General features: G+C 47.2%; 27 protein-coding genes and 1 pseudogene. 17 read left to right on the top strand and 11 right to left on the bottom strand.

Translation table 11 applies throughout. The features are described 5' to 3' along the window. The first annotated feature begins 24 nt into the window (after window positions 1–24). The 9 genes from ACX4JR_RS11850 (at window position 25) to ACX4JR_RS11810 (ending at window position 5,064) form a co-directional block, all read left to right on the top strand. Entirely contained in the window at window positions 25–666 is a 642-nt protein-coding gene (locus ACX4JR_RS11850; RefSeq protein WP_476058255.1) for a hypothetical protein, read from the top strand. 3 nt (window positions 667–669) lie between these two features. Continuing rightward, a complete protein-coding gene (locus tag ACX4JR_RS11845; protein ID WP_476058254.1) occupies window positions 670–1,200 on the top strand; it encodes a hypothetical protein in 531 nt (176 codons plus the stop codon). 120 nt (window positions 1,201–1,320) lie between these two features. After that, window positions 1,321–1,485 (top strand): hypothetical protein, encoded by a 165-nt coding sequence (locus ACX4JR_RS11840; RefSeq protein ID WP_476058253.1) that lies wholly within the window; start codon window positions 1,321–1,323, stop codon window positions 1,483–1,485. Window positions 1,486–1,603: 118 nt separating this feature from the next. Then, window positions 1,604–2,155 (top strand): DUF6927 domain-containing protein, encoded by a 552-nt coding sequence (locus ACX4JR_RS11835; protein WP_476058252.1) that lies wholly within the window; start codon window positions 1,604–1,606, stop codon window positions 2,153–2,155. 82 nt (window positions 2,156–2,237) lie between these two features. After that, a complete protein-coding gene (locus tag ACX4JR_RS11830; protein ID WP_476058251.1) occupies window positions 2,238–2,459 on the top strand; it encodes a hypothetical protein in 222 nt (73 codons plus the stop codon). Between the two features lie 413 nt (window positions 2,460–2,872). Continuing rightward, window positions 2,873–3,064 carry a hypothetical protein gene (locus tag ACX4JR_RS11825; protein WP_476058250.1) on the top strand — a complete coding sequence of 64 codons (192 nt, stop codon included), beginning with the start codon at window positions 2,873–2,875 and terminating at the stop codon, window positions 3,062–3,064. Between the two features lie 354 nt (window positions 3,065–3,418). Further along, window positions 3,419–3,766: a hypothetical protein gene (locus tag ACX4JR_RS11820; RefSeq protein WP_476058249.1), complete on the top strand. Its 348-nt coding sequence runs from the start codon at window positions 3,419–3,421 to the stop codon at window positions 3,764–3,766. 72 nt (window positions 3,767–3,838) lie between these two features. Next, on the top strand, window positions 3,839–4,696 hold the full coding sequence (locus ACX4JR_RS11815) for an ArdC-like ssDNA-binding domain-containing protein (RefSeq protein WP_476058248.1): 858 nt from the start codon (window positions 3,839–3,841) through the stop codon (window positions 4,694–4,696). 143 nt (window positions 4,697–4,839) lie between these two features. Continuing rightward, complete coding sequence (locus tag ACX4JR_RS11810) at window positions 4,840–5,064, top strand: hypothetical protein (RefSeq protein WP_476058247.1); 225 nt, start codon at window positions 4,840–4,842, stop codon at window positions 5,062–5,064. A gap of 260 nt (window positions 5,065–5,324) precedes the next feature. On the opposite strand, the pseudogene ACX4JR_RS11805 reads toward ACX4JR_RS11810, so the two are convergent. Then, window positions 5,325–5,624, bottom strand: a pseudogene (locus tag ACX4JR_RS11805) (stage II sporulation protein M); the annotation flags it as partial. A gap of 113 nt (window positions 5,625–5,737) precedes the next feature. Here ACX4JR_RS11805 and ACX4JR_RS11800 point away from each other — a divergent pair. Then, window positions 5,738–6,859, top strand: coding sequence for an RNA-guided endonuclease InsQ/TnpB family protein (locus ACX4JR_RS11800; protein ID WP_476058246.1), 1,122 nt, complete (start codon window positions 5,738–5,740; stop codon window positions 6,857–6,859). 87 nt (window positions 6,860–6,946) lie between these two features. On the opposite strand, the gene ACX4JR_RS11795 is transcribed toward ACX4JR_RS11800, so the two are convergent. The 5 genes from ACX4JR_RS11795 to ACX4JR_RS11775 all read right to left on the bottom strand — a co-directional run bounded on the left by ACX4JR_RS11795 (window position 6,947) and on the right by ACX4JR_RS11775 (window position 10,426). Then, a complete protein-coding gene (locus ACX4JR_RS11795) occupies window positions 6,947–7,186 on the bottom strand; it encodes a hypothetical protein (RefSeq protein WP_476058245.1) in 240 nt (79 codons plus the stop codon). A gap of 71 nt (window positions 7,187–7,257) precedes the next feature. Further along, on the bottom strand, window positions 7,258–7,662 hold the full coding sequence (locus ACX4JR_RS11790; RefSeq protein WP_476058244.1) for a secondary thiamine-phosphate synthase enzyme YjbQ: 405 nt from the start codon (window positions 7,660–7,662) through the stop codon (window positions 7,258–7,260). 325 nt (window positions 7,663–7,987) lie between these two features. Beyond that, on the bottom strand, window positions 7,988–9,040 hold the full coding sequence (gene recA, locus ACX4JR_RS11785) for a recombinase RecA (RefSeq protein ID WP_476058243.1): 1,053 nt from the start codon (window positions 9,038–9,040) through the stop codon (window positions 7,988–7,990). Between the two features lie 94 nt (window positions 9,041–9,134). Further along, window positions 9,135–9,929, bottom strand: coding sequence for an ImmA/IrrE family metallo-endopeptidase (locus ACX4JR_RS11780; protein WP_476058242.1), 795 nt, complete (start codon window positions 9,927–9,929; stop codon window positions 9,135–9,137). Between the two features lie 131 nt (window positions 9,930–10,060). After that, window positions 10,061–10,426: a helix-turn-helix domain-containing protein gene (locus ACX4JR_RS11775; RefSeq protein WP_476058241.1), complete on the bottom strand. Its 366-nt coding sequence runs from the start codon at window positions 10,424–10,426 to the stop codon at window positions 10,061–10,063. Window position 10,427: 1 nt separating this feature from the next. Between ACX4JR_RS11775 and ACX4JR_RS11770 the strand changes: the two genes are divergently transcribed. After that, entirely contained in the window at window positions 10,428–10,835 is a 408-nt protein-coding gene (locus tag ACX4JR_RS11770) for a helix-turn-helix transcriptional regulator (protein ID WP_476058240.1), read from the top strand. A 35-nt stretch (window positions 10,836–10,870) separates the two neighbouring features. On the opposite strand, the gene ACX4JR_RS11765 is transcribed toward ACX4JR_RS11770, so the two are convergent. Continuing rightward, window positions 10,871–11,188 carry a hypothetical protein gene (locus tag ACX4JR_RS11765; RefSeq protein WP_476058239.1) on the bottom strand — a complete coding sequence of 106 codons (318 nt, stop codon included), beginning with the start codon at window positions 11,186–11,188 and terminating at the stop codon, window positions 10,871–10,873. Between the two features lie 166 nt (window positions 11,189–11,354). Next, entirely contained in the window at window positions 11,355–11,672 is a 318-nt protein-coding gene (locus ACX4JR_RS11760; protein ID WP_476058238.1) for a helix-turn-helix domain-containing protein, read from the bottom strand. A 124-nt stretch (window positions 11,673–11,796) separates the two neighbouring features. Here ACX4JR_RS11760 and ACX4JR_RS11755 point away from each other — a divergent pair, with 124 nt between their 5' ends. Continuing rightward, window positions 11,797–12,018 (top strand): helix-turn-helix transcriptional regulator, encoded by a 222-nt coding sequence (locus ACX4JR_RS11755; protein ID WP_476058237.1) that lies wholly within the window; start codon window positions 11,797–11,799, stop codon window positions 12,016–12,018. 20 nt (window positions 12,019–12,038) lie between these two features. Here ACX4JR_RS11755 and ACX4JR_RS11750 read toward each other — a convergent pair whose 3' ends face one another. Continuing rightward, window positions 12,039–12,182, bottom strand: coding sequence for a hypothetical protein (locus ACX4JR_RS11750; protein ID WP_476058236.1), 144 nt, complete (start codon window positions 12,180–12,182; stop codon window positions 12,039–12,041). Window positions 12,183–12,463: 281 nt separating this feature from the next. Further along, a complete protein-coding gene (locus tag ACX4JR_RS11745; protein WP_476058235.1) occupies window positions 12,464–13,672 on the bottom strand; it encodes an IS110 family RNA-guided transposase in 1,209 nt (402 codons plus the stop codon). 250 nt (window positions 13,673–13,922) lie between these two features. On the opposite strand from ACX4JR_RS11745, the gene ACX4JR_RS11740 reads away from it, so the two are divergent. Genes ACX4JR_RS11740 through ACX4JR_RS11725 form a run of 4 tightly spaced genes read left to right on the top strand, consistent with a single transcriptional unit; the run spans window position 13,923 to window position 16,317 of the window. Next, entirely contained in the window at window positions 13,923–14,276 is a 354-nt protein-coding gene (locus ACX4JR_RS11740) for a hypothetical protein (protein WP_476058234.1), read from the top strand. Window positions 14,277–14,322: 46 nt separating this feature from the next. Next, window positions 14,323–14,751, top strand: a complete 429-nt coding sequence (locus ACX4JR_RS11735) for a hypothetical protein (RefSeq protein WP_476058233.1) — start codon at window positions 14,323–14,325, stop codon at window positions 14,749–14,751. Next, window positions 14,748–15,059, top strand: coding sequence for a hypothetical protein (locus tag ACX4JR_RS11730; RefSeq protein ID WP_476058232.1), 312 nt, complete (start codon window positions 14,748–14,750; stop codon window positions 15,057–15,059). Before ACX4JR_RS11735 ends, ACX4JR_RS11730 begins: the two co-directional genes overlap by 4 nt. A gap of 7 nt (window positions 15,060–15,066) precedes the next feature. Then, entirely contained in the window at window positions 15,067–16,317 is a 1,251-nt protein-coding gene (locus ACX4JR_RS11725) for an RNA-guided endonuclease TnpB family protein (protein WP_476058231.1), read from the top strand. Window positions 16,318–16,908: 591 nt separating this feature from the next. On the opposite strand, the gene ACX4JR_RS11720 is transcribed toward ACX4JR_RS11725, so the two are convergent. Then, window positions 16,909–17,598, bottom strand: a complete 690-nt coding sequence (locus ACX4JR_RS11720) for a YkgJ family cysteine cluster protein (protein WP_476058230.1) — start codon at window positions 17,596–17,598, stop codon at window positions 16,909–16,911. A gap of 84 nt (window positions 17,599–17,682) precedes the next feature. On the opposite strand from ACX4JR_RS11720, the gene ACX4JR_RS11715 reads away from it, so the two are divergent. Beyond that, entirely contained in the window at window positions 17,683–19,110 is a 1,428-nt protein-coding gene (locus ACX4JR_RS11715) for an ISLre2 family transposase (protein ID WP_476057840.1), read from the top strand. Window positions 19,111–19,137 lie beyond the last annotated feature (27 nt).

The raw sequence follows: 19,137 nt of genomic DNA, 5'->3' as shown, positions 1-19,137 counted from the left end.
CTTGCCGGCCGTGAACCGGATTAAATGTTAAAAGGCAAGCTGGCAGAAAAACTTGTTGAAAAACTGCTATCTCCCGGCCTGGATGGTATAACCATAGAACTCCACCGCGCGAGGGCCGTAGTTTTTGACCTGGCCGAAATTCCGGTGGAGAAAAGGAGCCAGGAGAAGCAAGAGAAGCTGAACAAGGCCCGGGCCGCCTTCGCCCAGGCCGAGGCAAAGCTTAATGAAGCAAGAGCTGAACACGCCGGCTTGGTTGCCCTTACCGGGCTTCTGGCTTCGGCCGCGCAGGCTGGCCAGGATACTGCGGCGTTGGAACAGGCCCTGGCTGAAAAGCTGGGAGTGGAATATTCCCGGGAAGGCCAGGGGCAGGCCAGGGTTAACGTACAGGAAAATACCCAGGCATCTGGCAACGGCCATAGTAATGGAAAGGCTGATGATGACGGTACGCTTAGCGGCATCTTTACCGTATTGGAAGTCCGGCCTGGCAAATCGGAAGGTACCATTCGGGCATACTGCCAGGCCGAGGACGGGCGAAAGGTGGCCGTCTATGGAAAGAATGGGAACGGACAGACTCTGGCCGCCTGTATAGGAAAACAAGTACAGGTACGCTTTAAGCATCTCGACAAGGGATTGTTTGCGGTGTCGGTACAGCCTGTAGAAAACTAACGTGTGGCAACCACTCCCGGTAAGCCGGCGAGCGAAAAACAAGCAAGGGTAGGTAACAGCCGGATTATAAAAATAGGAGGTGAAGGGGGCGGTCACCAGGACTGCCCCTGTATAATGCAAAAGCAGGCTAATATGGAGATTTGTGCAAGGTATGTGCGGCTGGTTAATGATCCTTTCGCACCAATAACGAAAGAAGTCGTTAACTACGAGTCGGGCGTTCCCCGTGTAAGAAGAAAGACCGTGCAGGAGGTTCTTGATGAGTTAAAAGAACGGCTCAGAACTGATGGGTGTTATCCTGATGAATCCATTAGTCTTTCCGGAGAGTATATGTTTGATGGTGAAAAGGAATTTCCCTCCGGGTATTGGTCGCTTGCATGTTACGCTGTCAGCGGCGCCAGCGAAGGCTGGTATATCCATGTGGACGCGATCTACCCGCCTGGGAAAATTAAACCTATATTCTTAGGGAAAACTTTCCAGGGCTTAGAATTCGCGTTTAAGGTAGCTCAAGCTTGTGCTAAACATCTGGGAGTATAGAAAAGGCCGCTTAAGACCGTATGCCGGCTAGTCTATAAAAAGCCAACGCGCGGCGATTCTGCCGTGTCCAATCTCCGGGAAAGGAGGGAAAGGGCGCGGCAGGGGGCCGCGCCCGCCTTAATGGAAAATAGGAAACTATATAAGGTTCGGTTGGAAGAATTGTTGGTGTTGGCGGAATCCAGAGAGGCGGCAATTGAAGAGGCCCGAAGAAGCCTGATAAAAATGGTGGAACAGGGCACAGCGAAAGTATTCGAGTTCATGGAATTCGAAGCAGAGGAAATGTAAACTACCAGGCGGCCCGGCCCGCCTTCACTCACCAGACGTTAAGGAGGTGAGAGGGGCGGGCCGTCGGGGGCCTGCCCTTGAGGTTATGGGATGGACATACACTTATAAGCCTAAAAGCGTGAGTGTTAGGCAATTTTTCGAGGAAAGATTTAACTATACCAAAGACGACGGAAAGTACGGTAAAATTCTCGACTGCGCCGTGGTAAACCTGTGCACGGCATACATTGCCTATGAAATCGGCGATGCGCAGGGGAAACGAGAAGTAATAGCCATTGTTTGCGCCCTGGACTATAAACCCAACGATTATTACAACTTTGGGTATAAGGACATGGACGAAACGATGGGACCCTACCTGTACGATTGCCCGGAGCGCATACTGAAAATGCTCACTCCCACCGAGCACGAGTGGGCCAGGAAATGGCGTGAAAAGTGCTGGGAACGCATTCGGGCGAAAAAGGCTCGTCCGAAGCTGAAAAAAGGGATGGTAATTAAGTTTGCCGATTCAATTGTGTTTAGCAGCGGACGGCAGGAAGACACGTTCAGGGTGGAAGACCCCCGGCGGCTGATACTCACCGATAGGTGGGGAAGGCGATATAAAATCCGCCGGTATATCCTGGATTGGGGATTCCAGGTGCTTGAGGATTTTCCACCTGAACGGGAAACGGCTTAATCAGAAAAACTTCCGGCGGCCCGGCCTGCCCTGAAATCCTGGAAAGGAGGGAAAGGGGCGACGCCGGGGCCGCCCCGTGCAAATGAGTATCTATGCAAGATTTTTTATCTTAAAAGACGGGGAAATAGTCGGGGCTGATATATGGCCGATTGAGATTGCTATTTTTAAGCCTGTGCCGGGGAAACCCGGCTACGTCCGAAAAGTCGGTATGAAAACAATCGGTCAAGTGTTTGAAGAACTCCGGGAAAGGCTTCAAAAAGAGCAATTACAAAACCCGCGCGGGAAAGCCCACGGCTTTAGTTAAATGTACCAGATTAAAACACCGTATTCATAGTAAACAATGAACCTTATTTCAGGGTAAATCCTTCGTTGTTGAATTTTTAACTATACTTAATCAACAATGTGGTTATTAAGATCAGTAGCCGTGGTTGTGGGGCTTGTGGGTAACTCGAAGAGTTATCCACCAAACCCACAACCAGTATGTGTACATGTAAACAACAATAGAGTCTTTGATTTTATTGGTATTTTTAGTTTCGAGTATAGATAACTTTAGCCGTGGGATGAAAGCGCGGCTTCGCCCCGGCGAATTAAAAGGTATTTGCTGGGGCGAAAATTAGCGGAATTAATCCGTCGGGTTGAGGATGTAGAAAGAAAAGTGGGGCATCAGTTGAAAAATGAGCTAAAAAAACCTGATTTTGCACGGAGGGTGATTTGAAAGTGATAATTGATAAAACGGTAGAGACCTTTTGTCCAGCCTGTAACTATGATTTTAACTTTGAGTCAGACAAAGAAGATGGACTGGTAAAAGCGACGTGTCCTGAATGTGGGGCTGTTCAGATTTTAGCTGTGTCTACCCAGGTGGTTAAAAGAATTTGCAGGGATAGTGACCCTGAGTTGCTTACAGAATGATATTACACATGACAAAAAGGTATCTCCGTGAGACCGGCCCTGCCGGTTCGGTCGGGAGTAGTGGGCGTGCTGGCACGCCCTGCGGTCAACCTGTTCGTGTGGAGAAAAACCACACCGCTAGGCCGTGAACAGGGGACGTTCAGGCAAGCCGTTTAGACATCGAGGCTATTCTGCCGGAAGGAGAAAGGTATCCGCTGTACCTGGGCAAAACTTTTCAGGGAATGGACTTCGCCTATGAAGTAGCGAAAGCATGTGCGAAACACCTGGGCGCATAGCCGGTTTACCGGCTCGCAAACCAATTCTCAGGGAGGAGGGAATTGGGGGCGGGCCGGTGCCGGCCTGCCCCCGCAGTGTATGGAAAAAGCAATCCTGGAAGTTGTCAAGGCCGAGCTGGAATCTCTCGGCCCGGAGAGGGTTGTAAGTGCAATCACGGCATCCAGGGGTGCCCGGAAGGGACAGCTTCTTAAATCCCTGCCTAAAAATGCCAGCGGCCTCCTGCGCTATATCTGGCAGGTGACCTCTTGCCACGCCGGGCGGCCGGGTGTACCCAGCGTGGCCTTCAAGGAACTCCGAAAGTGGTTGGAGGAACAGCTGGGCAGGAAAGTATCTCCGGCTGAGGTCGTAAAGAGCGGAGTCTTGGAAGAAATATACGAGTATTGCTGGTGCCTGTTGGATAACTTTAATCTCCCAAAAGCTGTATAGGGCCATTCCGGCCTAATCCAATTTCCCGGAAAGGAGGGATTGGAGCGGGCCGGTTGGCCCGTTCCGTGACGAATGAAACAGTTAGAAAAAGCCTCCCGGAAAAACAAGAAAGTTCGTGAGCTTTTCGAAAAACTAAAGCATGGCGTCCAGGAGGTTTTTAACAGCGGGCGGCTTCAGGAACTCCTGCGTTTCCAGGCGAAGTTTCACAAGTACAGCTTTAACAATACCCTGCTCATCCTGACCCAGCGCCCCAACGCAACCCTGGTGGCCGGGTACAACACCTGGAAGAAGATGGGGCGGCACGTTAAGAAGGGTGAGAGGGCAATCAAGATATTTGCTCCCCTGATTGTCAAGGAAACTCGTAAAAACGAGGAAACCGGTGAGACGGAGGAAGTTTCCAAATTAACCGGATTTAAGGTTGTTAACGTGTTCGATATCAGCCAGACCGAAGGCAAGCCGCTGCCCTGCGAGGAACTGAGCATGGGTGATACTGTGAGAGGGCAGGAACTGTTCGAAATTCTTATTCGGGTATCTCCCGTGCCGGTGCATTTTGAAAGCCTTCCCATGAGGGCCAAGGGCGCGTTTAGCCCGGACAAAGGTGTAATAATTCTTTCGGATAAACTGTCCGGAGATGAGCGCGTGGCTGTCTTGCTTCATGAACTTGCCCATGCTTTAGCCTTCAGGCTGGGCGAGCAAAAACGGAGCAACTTCGGCGATGAAGAATACATCAAAGGCGAGGTAATTGCCGAGGGAGCCGCTTTCGTTGCCGGCGAATATTTCGGATTGGAGATTCCCTCCAGTTTTGAGTACGTGGCCGGCTGGGCGAAGGAATCGGAAAAAGTTCTCCGCTGGGGAGAGGCGGTTCAGAAGGTTGCTTCTGAGCTTATCTGCCTGGTTGAGAAGGCCAGAAAAGAAGGTATTGCGGCATGATAATTTAATGCGATGCCGCAGTCCGGGCCGTCCTATCTTCGCCGCATGGGTTGCCCTTGACCGCTGCGGCGGAAGGATAGGCTTTTCGGCTGAGCGTGTGCAGGCCCGGGGTATTGTACCAGTGCTCTTGGGAGTGATTTTTCGTGAAGGAAGAATTGAGGGAATTAATTCAAATTTTGCTGGAAACGTTTGTGGGTATACCGGAATGCGGTGGGGATTATGACCCTTCAAGATATAGTGAATGCGCCAGCTGTCAGCACTATGGACAGTGCAGCAAGGAATATCTATTAGAAAACAAACTTAGGGATTTGCTCGGAAAAATTGAGGGTATACGTTACGGAAATAAGTATTATCCATATATGGATTAATTATTCTTCCGGAAGTCGATCGGAAAACTAATGAAATCACGGGCCATACCGGCCTGATACAATTTCCCGGAAAGGAGGGATTGGAGCGGGCCAACCGGCCCGCTCCTTATAAATGGAAGAAAGACTGGAAATCATTAGTAAATTGCAAAAACTTATTTATTGCCCTGATGCAGTTGAGTGAAGCCTGGGAAAATATTAATTCGGAAACTGAGCAAGTTCTTGCTAAGGTAATGGAATAAAACGCACGATTACTGCAGGTGTTATATATACTTCCACCACAGCAGCGACAAATAAAAGCGGAACCACTGTTTTAAGGAAATAAATAACATCTTGTATATGAATTTTACGCCACGTTTACGCCGCCAAAGATGCCAACCCAAAGCAAGGGCAATAGATACAGCCGGGATTTCGATAACACCATGTGGAAGCAGGGCGATTACAAAACCTGGATACATTGACAATAGAGCACCTATTGCAGCCGTATTTACTAACAAAAATATAAAAATAGGTATCCCGTAGAGATAACAGGACGTAAAGGCTACAAATAAACTGGCTATTAAGTTTTTACTAAAATCCCTGCCAGAATGCCCCCGATTTTAATCGGGGGATGAATGGCAGTTTGGTTTTTCTTTCCGGTTATGCTATGATTTAAGCAAACCGGAGGAGATGCTGAATGCAGGCGGTAACTCTCAAAATAAAGCTTCTGCCTCCCAACAAAGGCAAGCTGGAGAAAATGGTCCGCATGGTGGAAACCTACCGCCAGGCGTGCTCCTGGTTTCTGGAACAGGCCGAAACCTTAAACACCACCAACCGGGCACACCTAAACAGTGAAACCTACCGGCAAGCATGTGGGTTGTTCGACCTCAACCGCGGCACGCTCCAGTGCGCCATGCTTAAAGCGCTGTCCGCCAGGCGCTCCTATCTTTCCCGCATACGCAAGAGCAAGAAGGCCAGCCTGCCCAAATTTGAGAAAACAGTTCCGGTAATGGTGCGGCAGGACTGCTACTCAATACATCAACTGCCTTCTGGCACATGGATTATCAAGTTTCCCGTCTCTTCCGGCAGAAGTCAGATAGCAGTACCGCTTGCCATTTCTGAATACCACGCCAGGAGACTTCAGGACCTGGCGGCAGGAGGTTCCTGCCGCCAGGGGTCCATGGAGATATGGCGGAACAAAAGCGGCGAGTGGTATGTGGCAATATCCCTCGTCTACGAAACACGTCTTAACAAGCCAGGCGGCGTAATCGGGGTTGACTTCGGTATCGTCAAACTGGCCGTCCTGTCCAATAACGTGTTTTTTGACGGCCGCCGGGTAAGATGGCGTAAGGAACGATGGGCTGAACGGCGGAAAGCTCTCCAGCAGGCAGGCAGGCTCTCCCGCGTCAAGAAAGAAGCCGGCCGCGAAGAAAGGTGGATGCGCTACATCAACCACTACCTCTCCAAACGCATTGTCGAGATAGCGAAGGCTGAAGGTAAGGCCATCGCGCTGGAGAACTTGCTGGGTATCCGCGAGCGAACCAAAGGCTCAAAGAAGTTCAAGCGGATGATGTCCGGCTGGAACTTCCGGGAGCTGGCCTCGTTCATTGAATACAAAGCCACGCTTGCTGGTGTATCCGTTATCTACATTGACCCCAAGGAAACCTCCAAAACCTGTCCGAAGTGCGGGAATGCTTCCCGCTATAATCGTAAAACACAGGGCTGGTTCAAATGTACCAAATGCAACTACCAGTCTGATGCGGACAGGGTTGGAGCTTTGAACATTGCCGCCAAAGCGCTCGATGCTCTCGGGGCATGACCCTGGGAGAGAGGGGAGTGTGACACCCCTTAAGGCCAAGGTGATGATCCGGGTTGTCCGGGGAATGTTGGCTAACCTGCCCAGCACTCAATAAATTGAGTGCTGGGCCGTCCCGCGCCGGGATGCTCCCCAATTCATTGGGGAGAGGATGTCACTAAAAATTGCTACCAACAACTGTAAGGGACTTAAACCGGCAAATCCCGAAAATCCTTTCTCTATAAAATTTAAAAGATTACCGGTCAGGTTTGAAAGCAATCTGCCAGCTGCAGTAAATATGAAACAGAGTCCTAAAAATATAAACAAGAATACAATAGTTTTTTTCTTCAAATATCTCCACCTCTGAATATCCAACCAAAGGATATTTTCGTGCAAATAGTTGCATGATAGTTATCTTTATTTTACGTCCCTATAATAGTTATGACGATCTCCCGGCTTTTCCTCGGCCCGTCAAACTCACATAAAAAAATGTTTTGCCAGGTAGAAAGCCCAATTTGGTAATCTATAATTGGGATTGTTTCGCCGGGGCCAATCAAGCCTGATTTCAAATGTGCATCACCATTCCCATCCTGCCTGTCATGTTCCCATATTCCTTGAGGGATATATTTTTTAAGAAAATTTATTACATCCTTTTGAACGCTTTCATCCCAATTTTCCTGAATCATAATCGCTGCGGTTGCACCGCGAACGTATACATTTACAATTCCGTTTTTAATTTTCGATTGTGCAACGACTTTTTTAACCTCTGAAGTAATGTCATAAAGTCCCTCACGGCTGTGTGTTTCCACTTTAATCACTTTCTGCATATTCGATACCCCTTTCCGCCTGCAAGTCCTTCCGGTACATATTACCAATCCCGGGTATATTTTTCAATATTATCTTTGCCCGGGCCCGGGATTAATAAATAATTCGAATTAAGCATCCTCCTGATCCATTGACATCCAATGGAATAAATTGTATATTGAAGTAAAAATTTGAGTGGAAAAATTTATAGGCATCGGACCTAAGTTCCATCGGTACACTTTTTTCGTATAAAAGCTTCTACGTTGTGAATATATACAGAAAGAGAGAACCTTGCATTTCAGAAGATCTCTCTTTATTAGTATAGATAACTAAAGTCAGGGTAGGGCGTTACTCAATTTTTTGCATAGAAAAGCTGATAACATTGTTTTTCACCGGCGGAACACTTTCCCTCACTCTTTTTTCAATTTCCTCAGTTATGTCCGGGTTTTCCTTTAGAAACTGGCGAACGTTTTCCCGGCCTTGGCCGAGCCGGGTTTCACCGAACGAATACCAGGATCCGGATTTTTCGATAACCTTGTACTTCTCTCCCAGGTCCAGTAAACAGGTTTCGCGTGATATTCCTTCACCGTAATACAAATCAACCTCAGTCTCCTTAAACGGTGGAGCAACCTTATTTTTTGTAACTTTGATTTTTACCTGGCTTCCGACGATTTCTGCATTCTTACCCTTAATTTCCTGCCCCTTTTTAACCTCCAGCCTTAATGTACTGTAGAATTTCAACGCGCGTCCACCGGTTGTAACTTCCGGATTTCCGAACTGGTCACCGATTTTTTCCCTCAGCTGGTTTATAAAGATAACAAGCGTTCTTGTCTGGCTTACCGCGGCGGTAAGTTTTCTTAATGCCTGGGACATTAACCGGGCCTGCAGCCCGACATGGCTATCTCCCATCTCACCTTTAATTTCGGCCAGGGGGACCAGCGCTGCAACGCTGTCAATGACTATCACATCAACAGTTCCACTTTTTATAAGTATATTTGCTATTTCAAGGGCCTGCTCTCCCCAATCCGGCTGCGATACCAGCAACTGTTCTATATTAACCCCCAAATTCTTTGCATAAAGCACGTCCAGCGCGTGTTCGGCGTCAATGAAAGCGGCGATTCCTCCATTTTTCTGGGCCTCGGCGATAACATGTAAGGCAACCGTTGTTTTGCCTGATGATTCAGGGCCATATATTTCCACTACCCGGCCCCGGGGCATTCCCCCGATACCAACTGCGATGTCAAGGGGCAGTATTCCGCTTGAAATAACTTCAACGTTGACTTTTGCTCCTTTTTCCCCGAGACGCATAACGGACCCTTTGCCAAATTTTTTCTCAATGTCCGCCATTGCATTGTTTAATGCGGTAATTTTATCGCTGTTTTCGTTCTGGGTTTTTGCCATATAATTCCCTCCCCAAAACACATGTTCTTATTTATAAAAAATATACCACGAACGTGAGTTTGGTTCAAGGGAAAAAAATAAAAATTTAACTTAATTACTGAGCCTTATCTACATAAATGCTTAATATTTCTTGAACCAAATCATCGTATTTTTGAATATCATTTTCTTCTTCATAAACAAAAGCCCCGAATACCTTTCCGTTAGAAAATTTTTGCGCGTAAAAACTTATGGTACGTCCCATAGGATTGCTATGGGTGGTGATACTTGTTTCCTTTTTTTCGAGATTTAAGTAAGTATCTAACAATATCTTTTTGGCTGAAAAACCCAACTTGAATCCGTTGTAGTTGTAGGCAAAATATAAATTTTGCCGGTCGTATAAAATATAAGCTCCTTTCACAATGCCGACTTCCAGTAAACGGCGGCAGGCAGCTTCCATAGAAACCCAAAAATATTTTTTACTTCTTAACTTATGTACCAGTTTTAGGGGATTAAGTTTAAATAACTTGGCTGCTGCGATTCTTACCTGAAACCGGGGCATTAGAATTTCTGTAGCAAAATCGTCGGCTTCATCCTTTATGTCCGGGTCTTCATCGTCTCCGATGGAGTAACCGTCATGGCCCAAGTAGAGGTGCGCCAGCTCGTGGGCTATCCCAAAACGGATTCTCTCGTCATTGTATATGGGGTTGTGCAATATGTAATAGTAACGTAAATCTGGGTGGGGCACCAGTGTGGCAGTTACTTCATCAGGGAGCCTGTTGCAAGAAAGTATTTTTACGGGTTTATTCAAACCCAGCTCGGGTTGCTGAGAAAACCATTCCAGGTCAAGGGGATACCTGGGTTTAATTTTCTCAGTTAACGAGCGTGCTTTGAGTGCTCCAATTGAGTCCATGTATGTCCTCTCCAGCGTTTGATGTAGGTTTTTGTCGAAAAACAAAAGCTGCTATTGCCAGGGCATAGCAGCTTTTTGTCTTTAATTCTTTGATTTTTTAAACCTTCTGTTAGCAATTTTTTTACCTCGCTTTATTCGTCTTTTCGAAATTTCTCCAATTCCCTTTCTCTGGCATCCAGTTCTAAAACCCACTTAATAGCATCCTTTAATTGTTCTCTGGCTTTAGGGGTAAGCTTCCGGGCCCGGTTTAATATTTTTACGGTTTCCGGGTCGAGGTTGTCAAAATGACCGGGCTTACGAATATCGGTACGACCCAGGAGGAAATCCACTGAGCAATCAAATAAGTCGGCCAGGCGTTCCAGAACCTGGGCATCAGGGATGCGTTTACCATTTTCCCACATTCCAACTGCAGCGTCCGTTACACCGAGTATTTCGCCAAGTTTTTTCTGCGTAAAACCCATTTTTAGCCTTTCTTGTTTTAAACGTTTAGCAAACATAATGTTTCCTCCTGAAGGGATTTTACAACATACTGTTGGAAAAGAAAATATTATTAACAAATTGTTGGCAAAAATATTGACACCAAACAAAGCGTTGGGTAAAATAAAAAACAACGTAGCGTTGGCATATGCAAGAGGTGAGGCGATGCCTAAAAGAAATTATTTAGTTCAGCTTAGAAAACAAAGGGGATGGACACAAGAGTTTGTAGCAAAAAAACTAGGGATTACAACCAGTTTTTATGGCATGATTGAGCAAGGTGTTAGAACTCCAAAGCTACCGTTGGCTATACACATGGAAAAATTGTTTCGAAAACCAGTAAGCGAACTTTTCAGTGATATAAAATCAAACATTATGTTGGGTAGTATTGATGCTGAATGTTTGGATGCAAAGGCAACCGGCACTGAGTGAAATCAGATTAGGGAATAGCAATTTCCATTCATAAATTATTTCATGCGCTTAAGAATATATGTTTCCTGTTCTTGTTTAGTCAATCTATCATCAATCTTTCTTATGTCGTCCCATATATATTTAAGTTCTTTTTGGATTTCCTTTTGGCCTTCTTTGAGGGCAGCGACATCTGTTTTGAGAGTATCAACATCTGTTTTAAGAGTGGTGACGTCTGTTTTGAGAGTAGTGACATCTGCTTTGAGGCCGGATTGGCCTTCTTCTAACTTTCCAACACGTTCATTTAAAGTTGTTAGTTCCCTTGTAATGGCTTGAAGCTGTTGCAGCACGGCTTCTTGGAATTTTTCATTATTCATAAAAAATCCCCCTTTGCTTGCAGCGACCTGCCGGCGGAATCCGGTATATTTACGCTACCGCCGCCGCGGGTCGTCACTGCGGCCCACCAGGTAGTCAAGGGATACGTCCTTTGTTTCAGGTCCCTTAATTCACTGAGGATTTGTTGGAGGAGTTATTCGGTCACCGTTATTCTCCTTTCGAGGGATCAATCCATTCATTAAGGACATCGTTTAATATCTTTAACTGTCTTGGTGTAAGTTTTTTAGCTTTATTTATTACCTGGCGAAGCTCCGGTGGCATGTCCGGGGCCTCTTCGGCAAAGAATTCGGCCAGAGTGATGCCAAGGGCGGTGCAGATGCGATAAAGAACATCGACGGTCGGTTGTTTTTTGCCTGCTTCAATTTGACTAACATAAGCTTGTGATATGCCAGCCTCTTTTGCTAGTTTATTTTTACTCCAGCCTGCGGCTTCTCTTAAAGCAGTTATTTTAGTTGATATATTCATATGTGACCCTCTGTATATATAACTAAAGTTATCATACCATAAAAATTTTTACAGTCTATTATAACTTTAGTATTGACATAATCAAAACTATAGTTATATTATGGTAGTAGGGTGAGGTGAAAAAGTGGAAAATCTAAAAGTTAAAATTAAGAAACTAAGGGGTATTCGTGGTTTAAGTCAAGCTGAACTTGCAGCAATGTCGGGACTTTCTCAACCGGCTGTTGGTGCCATTGAATCAGGAAAAAAAAGCCCAACACTTCGCACTCTCCAAAAACTTGCCGCCGCCCTGGGCGTTAGCATAACCGATCTTTTAGAAGAAGATACCAGGCCAACGGGCACAGGTTAATTCATTCTTTTATTCTACCATTACTTAACCAGCAAAAAATGCAAAATCCTGCCGAAAACCGCTTTTAACCAACTATCTCCCACCTGACGAGCCCCGGGTGGTCCCCGGGTGAAACCGGCGGCAAGCTGCCGGTCGTGGGAAACCATTTCCCTGTTCTTTGACAACCAGACGGCACGCGTACAGGGTAGGGAAGAAGGCCCAGCCGGTAAGCGGCGCCCTGTGGTCCGCTCCGTCCCGAGCTCTTTGGCTATTTTAAAGAGTCAAAGAGCTCGGGAGACCTTCTATGTCAATAGTGTAATCTAAAAATTTTTCATGGTCGAGCAGTACAAATGTTCGTGGCCTTTTAAAAGGACGGGCTTTACCCGTTCCGCCTAGCTATGGGCCGGATCAAAATCCCGCCCTCCTTGCTGGCGGCTTAAGAACTTTGAAAACCGAATATTTAACATTATGCTGCCCGATTATAATGCTTGGCGCGGGCTGCTATAAACGTGGCTTCGTCGTAACAAGTACGGTTTTTCCACATGGCAAAGATGAGCCGCACCCAGATATTTGCCAAAGCCCGTAAAGCTTCATGATGGGTTTTGCCCTGGCTTCTCTTGGTATCGTAATATTCCCGTGCCCAGGAAACCTGCCTGATACTCTGGAAGGCGAACAGGTGCATAGCTCGTCGGAAAGGTTTCACACAGGATTTGCGCTGCCTGGCAAAGCGGTACTTACCGCTTTGAAAAAGAACCGGCGAGGTACCTGCTAAAGCCTGGACCACGGCTGCATTTTCGTAACGTTCCCGGTCGTCCCCCCACTCCGCCAGCAGTCTTGGCGCGAGCCGCCCGGCCGCCCCTGGCAGGCTAGCGAAGATCCTGCTGTCGGAGTGCTGCTGAAAAAGGCGGTTGATCTCCTTGTCGTAAGCAGCGATTTGCTCCCGGACCACTTCCAGCTGACTCACCAGGGCGAGCATTAAGCGGCCTTTTGCCCGTACGGTGGGAGCACTGGCCCGAAGCTGCGGCTCCTGCGCCTTCTGCCAGATGGAGACAGCCGTTTGATTGGGCCGGGGATGTTTATGACTCTTAAGAAAGGCGGCTATCTCTGGAACGGTAGCTTCCCTTACCAGATCCGGGGTAGGATAGCGCTTGTAAAACTCCAGGGCTACCGGTAGGGTTGGCTTCGAAAAGAAACCTAAAGCTACCGGGTAATATTCCTTCAAGCAAGCAATGAGCTTGTTGGTCAGCCGGGTGGATTCCTGGATAAGGCCGTCCTGGTCTCGGGTGAACATTTTTAGTTCCGCGATCAGTTCCGCATCTGGCTTAAGCCTCTTTAGCTGCGCCAGGTCGGAGCGGCCGATGTTGGCCAGCAGCCTGGCATCGATTGGGTCACTCTTCGCCCCGGAGGGCTTTCGCCGGTAGTCTACAACCTTCGGGTTGAGCGGGTAAACCGGAAAGCCGGCTTCCAACAGAAACTGCACCAGAAGACCGTTTTTGGTTTCGATCAGGCAGGCGAAGTTTTCCGGTTCGGGATCGATGCTCAAGAGCCTTTTCTTTAATAACTCCATGCCTTCCCTGTTGTGAGGGATGGTGAAATACTTAAGTTCTTGACCCTTTTCATCGAGCACGGCTACGTCATGATGTAAGTCAGACCAGTCAATCCCTACAAAGTACATGTTAAGAACCTCCGCAAAAGAAATTTGCTGCAGACTGGCAGTGGGCCTTATCTAACGCGGTGCTCGAAGCACAACCCTTCTATGAACCGCAGTCTGCAAATTTGATCCGGGAAAGGTGGCTCTTCCGACAGCAGTCGAACTGCCAGGAGGTGGAATCCTTTTCCCGGAAACCTTTGGCTATATTTTTGGCCAACTTAGGCTAGCTTTCCTGCTACCTAATTTGAGTTTAACAGATAAGGGGGTGGATAGCGTGTCGGGAATACGCAATATGCGCGATATTGAGCGTAGGAATATATATGACTTTTTGCAGCCGTACAAACAAAGGATAAGGAGTGTCTTTGAGCGGGAAGGCACGGCGGCCGCCAGGCGATTTATCTATCGCCTGTACCGCATAAGAATGCGGGGAAGTGAAATAAGGGAGTTTCTGGGGGTAGAGCGCAATGAAGGTGCTCTTTTCGCGCAACAGGTTCACAGGCTGGCCTGGGACGCGGCAGGCTGGTGCGGTGAATACGCCCCCCTGGGGTATGCTCCGGGGGATTGCAAGCGTACCGAATTGTTGGCAGCAGGGCTGCTTCGAAAGAATGAAAAACTGCTTATTAACTAAGCCAGGCTTCAGGCGAAGGGGCAGCGTTCAAAAAGGGGGAGCGAAAATGCCGATTAAAAATCCCGCCTTTGGCAAATACCTCAGCGACGACGATCTCGCGGATTATGGATGTTTTAGAGATGTCGCAGATAAAAGGGTTAATGTTGAACAGCAGGCTCTTGAATTAGCAATGAATAGGGATACATATCCCGCCAGCCGTGAAAAATTCAGCGCAAGTCTAGAAACAGATCTTTCCAGTAAGATAATAATTCAGGAAGGCCAGTTTCAAGTAATTTGGACGAGTCCCCCGGGCCCATGCATGAATGTTCAGGCACGGGACAAGCTGTGCGATGGATTAATCCCGTCTTGCTTGCCGTATCAAGGGGTATCGCAACAGGATGCTGCTAAAGGCTTGGAACCCACAGGATGTAAAGCCTTTCATAAATGTAAGCACAATTGGACCCAAAAGGTCCATTTCAGGAGGATGAGGCGTTGAGCACGGAAATTCCAAAACCAACCGAGAAATACTACCGTGCTTTTTTTAAGATAAACGGTGAGGTAAGATTTCTGCGTATAAGCGGTGACAATAGTTCTGAACAGGTAAAGAAGATGTGCGAAGTTTTAGCTGCGGAATGGCGAAAAAATGGTGATGATGCGGAATATCTGTACTATGATGAGAAAATGGAAATGTACTTGTATGATAGGGAAACCGGCAATATGACATGCCTGTATTGCGGTAACGTGCAAAATTACCCTCAAGATGGTTGGTGGTGTGCAAGGTGTGGAAGGTTGCTCCGGGAGTGATAATATAATGATAACAAAGGCAGTCCGTTTTCAAATCGTAAAACCGATAGACGCATCATGGAAAGAATTTGGGGAAGTACTGCGGGACTTGTCATACTGGACGGCGAAGTTATGTAACTTCGCCGTCCAATTATACTGGGAAAATCATAACTTCCGGCTCAAGTACAAAAAAGAAAAAGGGAAATACCCGAGTGCCGCAGAGGAAAAACAAATATATGGATGCACTTTCCGGAACTACGTCTACCGGCGAATGAGGGAGATATACCCGCTCATGGCCTCGTTAAACACTAGCCAGATAAACCAGTTCGTGATGAACAGATGGAAAAATGACGTGCAGGAAGTGATGAAGTTACGAAAGTCTATCCCGTCTTTCCGGTTGAACGAAGTTCCTATTCAGATTGCCAACCAAAACTACTGCTTATCACTAATTGAAGGAGAAAAACCGGAATATCGTGCAGCAGTGACACTTCTCGGAAAAGAAGCGGAGCAAGGCCGGTTTCTCCTAATTTTAGACTGTGGGGACGGTTCGAAAAAAGCCATATTCCGCCGCATACTGAGCGGAGAGTACAAACAGGGTGTTATGCAGATTGTGAGGAACCAGCATAAAAATAAGTGGTTTTGTATCGTGGCTTATTCCTTTGAGCCGGAAAAAATTGTCGGTCTGGACGAAAACCGTGTCATGGGCGTGAATTTCGCCTGTGCGGACGAAGCAGTCACGTGGACATTCAACTACGGCCACAAGCGTGGGAATATCCCGGTTTCAGAAATTAAGGCGGCAGAAGCAAAAATAGCGGCCATAACAAAACGCCGGCAGGAGATGCAGCGTTGTATAGGCGTAAAAGGCCACGGCAGGAAAAGACGGCTTGCCGCCACTAAAAAATTAACGGGAAAGGTTACGCAAATCCGGGACGCTATCATACATAAATACAGCCGGCGAATAGTGGACATAGCGGCGGCAAACCGCTGTGGAACAATTCGACTGGCGGACATGTCAGGAGTAGAGCTTGAAAACGGAATAAAACGTTTCCCCTGGGGTGCGCTGATAGAGAAGATCTGTTATAAAGCGGAGGAAAAGGGAATCGTTGTTCAAAAGACGGACCGACAGAAGGCGATGCGTACTTGTTCGCGATGTGGGTACTCGCACCCGGAGAGTATAGATAAAAATACCGTGTTCATGACTTGTAAAAATTGCGGAAGTAAAAAGGATATGGCATATAATGCTGCCCGGAACATAGCATACGGCACAGACGCAAAGTAGTGTAATATTGTAATATTACTTTTTTCGGGCGATTCGGCGTCCGTGGGCGAGAAGTGCCGGCAAGACTTCAGCGGGACCGGTAACGCTCGCCAAGCCTCCGCCAAGAGGCGGGAAACCTCCTGTCTGAACTGCTAAAGCAAGGCGGGACAGGACGCCCCATTACATAAGCAAAAACAGTCGATCCCCCCGGTGACAGCCTATACTGGGGCGGAACATGAGTAAAGAACGTCTCGCACAATACTGTCACCAAGTTTCGAAACAACCTATACTGGGGCGGAACTTATCTACAACAACAACATTTTTATCTGATACTGGGGCGGAACACTCCGTACGCGGACCTGGAGCAGATCAACTCTCCCCGGGTTTCGAAACAACCTATACTGGGGTGGAATAACGATGACTGAAGAATTCAAAATACTCCACATATTCTCCGGCCTCGGCGGGGCTGCGCTTGGGTTTCAGCAGGCAACCGCTGAATGGCGCGGCATCTACGATTGTTATAAGGAAACACCTGAGGATTTCCGGAATTTTACTGGTGCCAGGGACATTCAAATGGATGTGATAGAACCCAAAGGAGAATTATTAAAACGGTTACTTCAACTGTTGAGTATTAAGTATTTTACCATGCTTAATAGTAATAGTTGAATTTTTTTTGCTATCATAGAGTTGTGCCATTAGATTTTGTTTTTCATTAAAAAGTAATTCAAGGAGCTTTGATCCATTAGATTTACCAGAGTCTGCAACTATCCACATATCAAAAGTTCCTGCTAATAATGAATACCTATTATTAAGTCTGATACTTTTGCCCCGATAAAGTAATTCAGCCAATACCCGATAATAGTCTTCTTTGGAAATTATTTCTATTGGTTTAATTTTTTTGCAAGGGTTGCCTGCGGTTCCAAAGGCCCTACATACCCATGGCCGCATCGGATAGATAGCACAATGTTTGTTATTTTTAATTAAATCAGTTGAGAAGTTGAGGAAAGGGCAAATGGGTGTATTGGTGTCAGGTCTTAGGAGTCCCAATCTTTTACTATATAAATGAGTTAATTTATCTTTATCCCAGTTTTTTACAATATAGTAAAGTATGAGGTTATATTCATGATATGATATTAAAATTATATCATTACAACATTCAAAACAGCCGGGAGGGCACCCATAACTAATATTATTGGGGATTAAATCTAATTGTAATTTGAGTGCTTTTTCATCTTTGTTAATACCTAAAGTTACGCTAAGAAGCATCATATCTAAAAGGCCGTGTAAAATTTCAGTAGGCACCAGAAGGAAATCAACCTCCTAGAAATAGAAATGAGACCTCACCCCAAAAACACTCCAACGGAAATTAAAGGAGGGCGAGGTCTCATGTTAAATATTCGCCACATAGTGGGGGCAGTCCTTCTATTCGGTTCTGGCCTAACTAAATTAATTGGCGAGTGCAAAGACTTTTATGAGCTTGAAAAAGGCATCCATGAGCTGTGCCAGGCAGTCTGCAACCAAATTTTCACCTGGGCCCTGGAACAGATCGATACCCGCCTGATGAATGAACGTGACCGGAGCACCTGGGAAGTGGTCGGCTTTCGGGCTAAAACAGCAGTAAGCACCTTTGGGGAATTTCTCTTCAAAAGGCGCCTGTACAGGAACAAAAAAACCGGGGAAACCAAATTCTTTTTAGACGAGCTGCTGGGCTGGCCAGCCCGGGCCAAGATCACCCCCCGTTTAAAAGAACTGGCCGTCAAACTAAGCACCGAACTTTCCTTTGCCCGTGCCGCCGAGATCTTAAACCACCTTGTTTCCGGCCTAAGTCCCATGACCGTCTGGCAGGCTACCCAAGAAGTGGGAGAAGTCTTGCAGCAAGAAGGAGAAGAAAAAAGGGCAGCGGTTTTTGAAAAGGGCGAAGCTCCCGGCGGGAAAGAGGTAACCCCGGAGCTGTGTATCGAAGCCGACGGAGTGATAATCCGCCTGCAGAAGACAAAAGAGAAAAGAGGAGAAATTAAGCATATGGTCGTCTACGAAGGGAAGGAACAAATTGGCCAAGGTCGCTTCGCCCTGAAAAACAAGCTTGTTTTAAGCAGCCTAAATGACGGTAAGGCAGCCTGGGAAGAAAACTATGCCGTAGCCGGGGGAAAATGGGACCTGAGCCAAACCGAAAGGATCTTCATCGGCGGCGACGGGGCAGACTGGTCCAAGCAGGGAATTGATTACTTTCCCGGCGCTGTGTATCGCTTAGACCCATACCACCTGAGCAGGCATTTAACCGAGGCCCTCTGGTACGACGAAGAAACCTACCGGAAGGTGGCCCTGGCCATTTCCCAGGGTAACTGGGAGGAGACCCAAAGAGTTCTTACGGAAGCAGCAAAAAACACCAGGGGCAACCGGAAGAAGAGGATCACCAAACTTCTGCATTATCTTGAGGAAAACTGGGCGGGGATCGCTGCCTCGCCGGGAGCAAAACGTTTGGGCACCATTGAAGGGCAGATTCAACACAACGTGGCCCGGCGGATGAAACGCCTGGGAGCCAGGTGGACAATCCCTGGAGGAGACCGGATGGCCCGTGTTTTGGCCGCTAAGGCAAACGGGGAGCTTGGCAATTATACTTTGCGCTGGCCGGTGAAACACCGGAAATTGAGAGAAATTGCGCAGTTAAAGCCAGTCGAAAAACAAAAAACAGAGGATGTGGAAAAATGGCTGCAGGCGTCTGTTCCGGCTTTAAAGGGTCCTTTTGCTGACCGGCTGTGGATTAAGTATGTTTTACGTGAACTTAGCCGTCCCAGCTTTTCTGCTCTTTTGTAAAAGCATGTTCCTTGGAGAGCCTTTGAG

The sequence above is a fragment of the Desulfofundulus sp. JL263-se genome (genome assembly GCF_056316025.1).
The sequence above is the reverse complement of the archived record's forward strand: the minus strand, read 5'-3'. Positions and strand labels throughout refer to the sequence as shown.

What these genes read in the sequence shown, in the direction of transcription:
- ACX4JR_RS11725 (WP_476058231.1), top strand. Translation starts at nt 15,067, where the DNA reads ATGATAACAAAGGCAGTCCGTTTTCAAATCGTAAAACCGATAGACGCA.
- ACX4JR_RS11770 (WP_476058240.1), top strand. Translation starts at nt 10,428, where the DNA reads ATGTTTCCTCCTGAAGGGATTTTACAACATACTGTTGGAAAAGAAAAT.
- ACX4JR_RS11735 (WP_476058233.1), top strand. Translation starts at nt 14,323, where the DNA reads ATGCCGATTAAAAATCCCGCCTTTGGCAAATACCTCAGCGACGACGAT.
- ACX4JR_RS11780 (WP_476058242.1), bottom strand. Translation starts at nt 9,929, where the DNA reads ATGGACTCAATTGGAGCACTCAAAGCACGCTCGTTAACTGAGAAAATT.
- recA (WP_476058243.1), bottom strand. Translation starts at nt 9,040, where the DNA reads ATGGCAAAAACCCAGAACGAAAACAGCGATAAAATTACCGCATTAAAC.
- ACX4JR_RS11775 (WP_476058241.1), bottom strand. Translation starts at nt 10,426, where the DNA reads ATGTTTGCTAAACGTTTAAAACAAGAAAGGCTAAAAATGGGTTTTACG.
- ACX4JR_RS11820 (WP_476058249.1), top strand. Translation starts at nt 3,419, where the DNA reads ATGGAAAAAGCAATCCTGGAAGTTGTCAAGGCCGAGCTGGAATCTCTC.
- ACX4JR_RS11850 (WP_476058255.1), top strand. Translation starts at nt 25, where the DNA reads ATGTTAAAAGGCAAGCTGGCAGAAAAACTTGTTGAAAAACTGCTATCT.
- ACX4JR_RS11800 (WP_476058246.1), top strand. Translation starts at nt 5,738, where the DNA reads ATGCAGGCGGTAACTCTCAAAATAAAGCTTCTGCCTCCCAACAAAGGC.
- ACX4JR_RS11760 (WP_476058238.1), bottom strand. Translation starts at nt 11,672, where the DNA reads ATGAATATATCAACTAAAATAACTGCTTTAAGAGAAGCCGCAGGCTGG.
- ACX4JR_RS11815 (WP_476058248.1), top strand. Translation starts at nt 3,839, where the DNA reads ATGAAACAGTTAGAAAAAGCCTCCCGGAAAAACAAGAAAGTTCGTGAG.
- ACX4JR_RS11765 (WP_476058239.1), bottom strand. Translation starts at nt 11,188, where the DNA reads ATGAATAATGAAAAATTCCAAGAAGCCGTGCTGCAACAGCTTCAAGCC.
- ACX4JR_RS11840 (WP_476058253.1), top strand. Translation starts at nt 1,321, where the DNA reads ATGGAAAATAGGAAACTATATAAGGTTCGGTTGGAAGAATTGTTGGTG.
- ACX4JR_RS11715 (WP_476057840.1), top strand. Translation starts at nt 17,683, where the DNA reads ATGTTAAATATTCGCCACATAGTGGGGGCAGTCCTTCTATTCGGTTCT.
- ACX4JR_RS11790 (WP_476058244.1), bottom strand. Translation starts at nt 7,662, where the DNA reads ATGCAGAAAGTGATTAAAGTGGAAACACACAGCCGTGAGGGACTTTAT.
- ACX4JR_RS11830 (WP_476058251.1), top strand. Translation starts at nt 2,238, where the DNA reads ATGAGTATCTATGCAAGATTTTTTATCTTAAAAGACGGGGAAATAGTC.
- ACX4JR_RS11745 (WP_476058235.1), bottom strand. Translation starts at nt 13,672, where the DNA reads ATGTACTTTGTAGGGATTGACTGGTCTGACTTACATCATGACGTAGCC.